At 64.9% G+C, this 7205-nt stretch carries 7 protein-coding genes; 1 reads left to right on the top strand and 6 read right to left on the bottom strand.

Translation table 11 applies throughout. The features are described from left to right. From JF542_RS24610 to JF542_RS20785, 6 genes are all read right to left on the bottom strand, one after another. The coding region (locus tag JF542_RS24610; RefSeq protein WP_423734656.1) for an acetyl-coenzyme A synthetase N-terminal domain-containing protein at positions 1 to 89 on the bottom strand (89 nt) is incomplete at its 3' end. Between the two features lie 256 nt (positions 90 to 345). After that, positions 346 to 1101 carry an ABC transporter ATP-binding protein gene (locus tag JF542_RS20805; protein ID WP_007797783.1) on the bottom strand — a complete coding sequence of 252 codons (756 nt, stop codon included), beginning with the start codon at positions 1099 to 1101 and terminating at the stop codon, positions 346 to 348. 12 nt (positions 1102 to 1113) lie between these two features. Next, the gene (locus JF542_RS20800; RefSeq protein WP_007797785.1) at positions 1114 to 1869 is read right to left on the bottom strand and encodes an ABC transporter ATP-binding protein; all 756 of its coding nucleotides are present in this window, start codon (positions 1867 to 1869) and stop codon (positions 1114 to 1116) included. Between the two features lie 11 nt (positions 1870 to 1880). Next, positions 1881 to 3083: a branched-chain amino acid ABC transporter permease gene (locus tag JF542_RS20795; RefSeq protein WP_207077256.1), complete on the bottom strand. Its 1203-nt coding sequence runs from the start codon at positions 3081 to 3083 to the stop codon at positions 1881 to 1883. A gap of 3 nt (positions 3084 to 3086) precedes the next feature. Then, positions 3087 to 4118: a branched-chain amino acid ABC transporter permease gene (locus JF542_RS20790; protein WP_207077255.1), complete on the bottom strand. Its 1032-nt coding sequence runs from the start codon at positions 4116 to 4118 to the stop codon at positions 3087 to 3089. A 111-nt stretch (positions 4119 to 4229) separates the two neighbouring features. After that, positions 4230 to 5576, bottom strand: a complete 1347-nt coding sequence (locus tag JF542_RS20785; RefSeq protein WP_007797793.1) for a substrate-binding protein — start codon at positions 5574 to 5576, stop codon at positions 4230 to 4232. 223 nt (positions 5577 to 5799) lie between these two features. Between JF542_RS20785 and JF542_RS20780 the strand changes: the two genes are divergently transcribed. Continuing rightward, complete coding sequence (locus JF542_RS20780) at positions 5800 to 7110, top strand: helix-turn-helix domain-containing protein (RefSeq protein ID WP_207077254.1); 1311 nt, start codon at positions 5800 to 5802, stop codon at positions 7108 to 7110. Positions 7111 to 7205: the final 95 nt, after the last annotated feature.

Genomic DNA, 7205 nt, shown 5'->3' with positions numbered 1-7205 from the left:
TTGATCCTGGTCGGCCGGGCCATCCAGTCGAGCCGCTGTGCCTCGTCGGCCCAGAACCCCTCCGGGTCGCTGATCGAGCGGGCATACATCTCGTCATACTTGGCAGCGTCCACATGTGCGTTGCTGACGAAATCGGATGACGGCGGGTAGGTATCGGACATCTTGGCTCTCCTCCTCCTCGGAATGCGATGCGCAAGGGAACCGCGCCACGGGAGGGATGGCAATAGGCATTTGGTGGAATGTTTCGGCAACCTGCGCTGAAATTTTGCACTTGTTACCCTGACCGCAAAGCGGTAACGGCGCGGCGACCCGGGGCCGCCGCGCGCAAGTCCTTGGAATCACGCCTCAGATGGCGAGATACTCGGCGCGCAGGCTCTCGTTTTCGAGCACCTCTGCCGCGGTGCCGTCGAACACGATCGAGCCTGTGTCGAGGATGATCGCCCGGTCGGCGAGCTGCAGCGCGCGCACCGCGTTCTGTTCCACCAGGATCGTGGTCATGCCTTGTTCCTTGACGTGGCGCAGGGTCTTCTCGATCTCGTCGACGATCACCGGGGCGAGACCTTCGTAGGGCTCGTCGAGCAGCAGAACCTTGATGTCGCGCGCCAGCGCCCGGGCGATTGACAGCATCTGCTGCTCGCCGCCCGACAGCGTCACCCCCTCCTGCTTGCGGCGCTCGCCGAGGCGGGGGAACAGATCGTAGAGACGGTCGAGCGACCAGCCGATGGGCGGCGCGATCTGCGCCAGTTGCAGGTTCTCCTCGACCGTGAGGCCCGGGATGATGCAGCGATCCTCGGGCACCAGGCCCAGCCCCGCCGCCGCCGCTTCGTAGGAGGCCATCTTGTGCAGCGGCTGGTGGTCGAGCCAGATCTCGCCGTGGTTCACCTGCGGGCTGTCCATCCGCGCGATGGAGCGCAGCGTCGTGGTCTTGCCGGCACCGTTTCGGCCCAGAAGAGCGAGAATCTCGCCCTCGTGGACGTTGAAGTTGATGCCCTGCACGATGTAGCTCTCGCCGTAATAGGAGTGCATGTCCCATACGGAGAGGAAGGCCGGGGCGGTTTCCGCCTTGTTGCCGTGCTTGGAAAAATCCGGTCTGACGTTCATTCCCTGGTCTCCTTACGCATGCTCGCCCAGGTAGGCTTCCTGCACCTTGGGGTGGCCCTTGATCTTCTCCGGCACGTCCTCGACGAGGGGCGTGCCCTGCGCCAGAACGGTGATCCGGTCGGCAAGGCTGAAGACGACGTGCATATCGTGCTCGATGATGCACATGGTGATGTCGCGGCTCGCCTTGATCTGCTTGAGCAGGTCGATGGTATTGTTGGTGTCGGCCCGTGCCATGCCCGCCGTCGGTTCGTCGAGCAGCAAGAGCCGCGGCTCCTGCACCAGGCACATGGCCATCTCGAGCCGACGCTTGTCGCCGCGCGACATCGAGGCCGAGTGCATGTGCCGCTTGTCGAGCATGTTGACGTCCTCGAGCATCTGCTCGGCGCGGCCGCGCAGCTCGGATTCGCTCTCGACCGACTCGATGGCGTGCAGCCGGAAGACCCCGTCGCGCTTGGCGAAGAGCGGGATCATCATGTTCTCCATCACCGTCAGGTCGCCAAAGATCTCCGGCGTCTGGAACACCCGGCTGATGCCCATCTGGTTGATCTCGAACGGCTTGCGCCCGAGCACCGACTGGCCGTCGAACATCACCGAGCCGGTGTCGGGGATCAGCTTGCCGACGAGGCAGTTGAGCAGCGTGGACTTGCCGGCTCCGTTCGGCCCGATGATGGCGTGCACGGTGTTCTCGACCACCGAGAGGTTGACCTCGGACAGCGCCTTCAGCCCGCCGAAGCGCTTGTTGACGTCCTTGACTTCAAGAATGCCCATTCTCGCTCTCCTTATTCAGCGGGTTCGGTGCTGGCCGACTTGGCGTCGTCCTCGGCCGGTTTGCGACGCAGGCGGCGCGAGATGCGCTGTCCGCCTTCGACGAGGCCACCGGGCAGGAAGATCACGATCAGCATGAACATCAGGCCCAGCGTGAGGTGCCAGCCCTTGCCCACGAAGGGGTGGATGAGGGCGACCACCAGATCCTCGAGCCCGTCGGGCAGGAACGAGACCCAGCCATGCACGACCTGGTCGTTGATCTTCGAGAAGATGTTCTCGAAATACTTGATGAATCCCGCGCCCAGCACCGGCCCGATCAGGGTGCCGGCACCGCCGAGGATGGTCATCAGCACGACCTCGCCGGAGGCCGTCCACTGCATGCGCTCGGCGCCGGCCAGCGGGTCCATGCAGGCCAGCAGGCCACCGGCGAGCCCGGCATACATGCCCGAGATAACGAAGGCCGCGAGGGTATAGGGCCGCGCGTTGAGGCCGGTGTAGTAAAGCCGGTTCTGGTTCGACTTGATGGCGCGCAGCATCATCCCGAAGGGCGAGCGGAAGATGCGGATCGCGATGTAGAACGAGATCAGCATGATCACCGCGGCGACGTAGTAGCCCGCCGAGAACTGGAACGCCCAGGGTCCGATGTTGAGGGTCTCGAAGCTGCGCATCTCGAGCCCGAAGAGGTTGGTCACCGGGATGCCGCCATCGGCGGTGGCCGAGACGCCGAGGATGCGCGGATCGTCGAGGGTGATCTGCAGGCCGGTCTCGCCATTGGTGATCGGGGTGAGCACCGAGTAGGCGAGGTTGTAGCTCATCTGCGCGAAGGCCAGCGTCAGGATCGAGAAGTAGATTCCCGAGCGGCGCAGCGAGACATAGCCGATCACCACCGCGAACAGGCCCGACACGATCATCGACAGCAGGATCGCCGGGATGACGTTCATGCTCAGCAGCTTGAACATCCACACCGCGGCGTAGGAGCCCACGCCGAGGAAGGCGGCGTGACCGAAGCTGAGATATCCGGTCAGGCCGAACAGGATGTTGAAGCCGATCGCGAGGATGCCGAAGATCACGAAGCGCTGCATCAGGTCGGGATAGCCCGCGTTGAACTGCGCCATGCCGCTGTCGGTGGGGAAGGGGTTGAGGATGAAGGGCGCGAACAGCGCCATCACCGCAACGATGAGAAACAGGGTGAGGTCTCTTTTGCCGAGTCCGAACATGGGTCAGTCCTCCATCACGCCCTTGCGGCCCATCAGGCCCCTCGGACGGGTCAGCAGAATGATGATGGCGACGAGGTAGATGATGATCTGGTCGATGCCGGGAAGAATGGACTTGATCTGGTTCATCGAGGCGAAGCTCTCGAGGATGCCGAGAAGGAAGCCGGCGAGCACGGCGCCCGGAAGCGAGCCCATGCCGCCGACGACCACAACCACGAAACTCAGCACCAGAAAATCCATGCCCATATGGTAGTTGGGCGAGTTGATCGGCGCGTACATCACCCCGGCAAGGCCCGCGACGGCGGCGGCGAGGCCGAACATGATGGTGAAGCGGCGGTCGATGTTGATGCCCAGTAGGCCCACGGTCTCGCGGTCGGCCATGCCGGCGCGGACCACCATGCCGAAGGTGGTGAACTGCAGGAAGGCGAAGACCGCGCCGATGATGATCGCGGCAAAGCCGAAATAGACCAGGCGCCAGTAGGGGTAGATGATCACGTTGGGATCGAAGCCCAGCATGGTGCCGAAATCGAACGAGCCGCGGAACACGTCCGGGGCCGGGGTCGGGATCGGGTTGGCGCCGAAGATCTGCTTGATGATCTCTTGCAGCACGATCGCCAGTCCGAAGGTCACGAGGATCTGGTCCGCATGCGGGCGCTTGTAGAAATGCTTGATCAGGCCGCGTTCCATGATCACGCCGAAGCCGATCATGATCGGGATCGAGAACAGGATCGCCAGCGGCACCGACCAGTCGATGATTGCGGCCCCCGTGGCCTCGCCGAAGATGTCCTGCATGTAGGGCACGTCGACCTTGAGCGGGTTGCCGAGAAAGTCGGTGCGGGTCTCGTCGACGACCTGGTGCGACAGGGTGAGCAGCCGGTTGAGGGTGACGGCGCAGAAGGCGCCGATCATGAACAGCGCGCCGTGGGCGAAGTTCACCACACCGAGCGTGCCGAAGATGAGCGTCAGACCAAGGGCGATCAGCGCATAGGCCGATCCCTTGTCGAGCCCGTTCAGGATTTGAAGGATGATTGCGTCCATGATCCGTGGCCTTCGAGGTCAAAGAATGAGTGTGCGCTCCCGGCGGAAAGCCGGGAACGCTGGGGATACGCCGCTGACAACGCGATCAGCCGACGTATTCTGGGTTTTGGATCAGACGCCCGGGTTGCAGGAGCCGAGCGCACCACCCGCGAACATCGGGTGATCGGGCGCGTATTCCACCTGGCCGCGCGGGGTGATCTCGACCACCTCGAGCAGGTCGAACTCCGAGGTCGGGTTCTCCTTGCCGCGCACCACGAGCACGTCCTTGAAACACTGGTGATCCTCGGCGCGGTAGAGGGTCGGACCGTTGCCCAGACCGTCGAACTCGTAGCCCTCGAGGGCCTCGGCCACGGCGCAGGGATCGAACGATCCCGCACGCTGCACGGCATCTGCATAGAGCAGGGTCTGCACGTAGCAGGTGTGTGCCGCCTGCGAGGGCGGGAAGCCGTACTTGGTGCCGAAGGACTTCACGAAGGCCTTGGTGCCCTCGTCCTGCAGCGACCAGTGCCAGTTGGTCGAGCCAAGGATGCCCTTGATGTTCTCGCCGGCACCTCGGGCCATCAGGCGCGAGAACAGCGGCACGACGATCTCGAAGTTCTTGCCGTTGGCCTGCTTCTCGCGAAGACCGAACTGCACGGCGTTGGTGAGCGAGTTCACCATGTTGCCGCCGTAGTGGTTGAGCACCAGCACGTCGGCGCCCGAGTTCAGAACCGGCGCGATGTAGGACGAGAAGTCGGTCTGCGCGAGCGGGGTCTTCACCGCCTCGACGGTCTCCCAGCCGAGCGCCTCGGTGGCCGCCTTGATCGACTCTTCCTGGGTCCAGCCCCAGGTGTAGTCGGCGGTCAGGTGATAGGCCTTGCGGTCTTCGCCATAGGCCTTGGCCAGCACCGGCGCGAGCGCCGCGCCCGACATGTAGGCGTTGAAGAAGTGGCGGAAACCGTTGGCCTTCTTGTCCTTGCCGGTGGTGTCGTTGGAGTGGGTGAGGCCGGCCATGAAGATCACGCCGGCCTCCTGGCAGAGACCCTGCACGGCCACGGCCACACCGGAGGACGAGCCGCCGGTGATCATGATGGCGCCGTCCTTCTCGATCATCGACTTGGCCGAGGCGCGCGCCGCATCCGATTTGGTCTGGGTGTCGCCGGTGACGTACTCGACCTTCTTGCCAAGGATGCCCGAGCCTTCCAGCGCCTTGGACGAGAAGGTCTGCATCATGCCGCCGTCGCCGCCGCCATTGAGGTGCTCGACCGCGAGCTCGTAGGCGCGCAGTTCGTCGGCGCCCTCGTCGGCATAGGGGCCGGTCTGCGGGACGTTGAAGCCCAGCGTCACCGAGCCGCCGGTGGGCTCGTTGGTGAAGGCCCGGGCCGACGAGGCGGTAAAGATCGTCGGCAGCGCGACACCGGCGCCGGCCACGGCACCCGTTCTCAGCACGCCACGGCGAGTCAGAGTCGTCTTGGACATGAAAATCCTCCCATTTTGTAAAAGTGCGCGGACGGGCTCCTCTTCCCCTCGGCGCGTGCACCCCTGAGTGCAAATTCAGTATTTCTCGGTATAGGTAAACCGATCAACAACTGCCTTGTTGAGAACAATTTTTTTGTCAACGACTGAACAGTATACTACAGTCTTCTGTAAATGAATTGATATTGCAGCGCAGAAACGCGTTGAAAGGACAGGGAAAGGCCCCATGGCGCGCGATACGCTGACCGGCTCCCGAATCCGCGAAAGGCGGATTATTCTCGGAATGAAACAGGCCGAGCTGGCCCGGCGCGTCGATATTTCGGCCTCCTATCTCAATCTGATCGAACACAACAGGCGCAGAATCGGCGGAAAATTGCTGCTCGATCTGGCCGAGATCCTCGGGGTGGAGCCCTCGGTCCTGACCGAAGGCGCCGAGGCCACTCTGATCGGGGCGCTGCGCGAAGCGGCGCTGCGCGAGGCCGATGCCGGGGCCGAGCTCGACCGGCTCGACGAGTTTGCCGGCCGCTTCCCGGGCTGGGCGCGCCTGCTGGCCGAGAGCCGGGCGCGGATCGACACGCTGGAGCGTAGCGTCGAGGCGCTGACCGACCGGCTGGCCCATGACCCGCATCTCGCCGATGCGCTGCACGAGATGCTGTCGACGGTGACCTCGATCCGCTCCACCGCCTCGATCCTCGCCGAGCCGGGCGAGATCGACCCCGACTGGCAGCGCCGCTTCCACCGCAACATCTATGAGGACAGCGCCCGGCTGGCCGAGAGCAGCCGCAGCCTCGCCTCCTATCTCGAGGCCGAGGGCAAGGCGGCGGCCGAGAGCGGCACCCCGCAGGAGGAGGTCGACGCGCTGTTCGAGGCGGCGCAGTACCACATCGCGCCGCTCGATGCGGGCGAGGGGGCCGACGCGGTGGCCGAAGATCTGGGGCACGAGCTCTCGCCGATCGCGCGGGCGCTGCTGCGCCGCGCCTTCCGGCGCTATTCCGAGGATGCGGCACTGATGCCGCTCGACAAGGTGCTGGAAGCGGTGGTGGTGACCGGCACAGACCCGCTGGCACTGGCGCGGCGCTTCGGGACCGATCCGGCCCGCGCCATGCGCCGTCTCGCCACGCTGCCGGCGGATGCGCCTTGCGGCAGCGTCGGGCTGGCGATCTGCGACGCCTCGGGGGTGTTCACCTTCCGCAAGCCGCTGCCGGATTTCCCGATCCCGCGCTTCGGCGCCGATTGCCCGCTGTGGCCGCTCTTTGCCGCGCTCAGCCGGCCGATGTCGGTGCTGAGCCGGGTGCTGCAATCGGCCGGTCGCCAGAGCGGCGCGGTCACCGCCATGGCCTTCGCCCAGCCCTCGGGTCCGCCGCAGGTCAACCGCGAGCCGGTCTTCGAGGCGCATATGATGATCGCGCCCGCCGGCCCGCGCAGTTCCGAGACCCCCGAGGACGTGGGCATCACCTGCCGCATCTGCCCGCGCGCTGCCTGTCCCGCGCGGCGCGAGCCGTCTCTGCTGGGCGATGGGCTGGCGCAGGGCTTTTGATCTTTTGACACCCGCCGCCACATTCGCGATAAGTTTTTTACAGGGGGAGGACGGTTTTGGCTCGGGGAGGGCCGGGCTGCCCGGTGTCGGGAAGG

Origin of the sequence: Salipiger bermudensis (assembly GCF_017309175.1) — a bacterium.
GTDB lineage: Bacteria > Pseudomonadota > Alphaproteobacteria > Rhodobacterales > Rhodobacteraceae > Salipiger > Salipiger bermudensis.
Note: the sequence above shows the minus strand (reverse complement) of the source record. Positions and strands in the feature narration are given on the sequence as shown.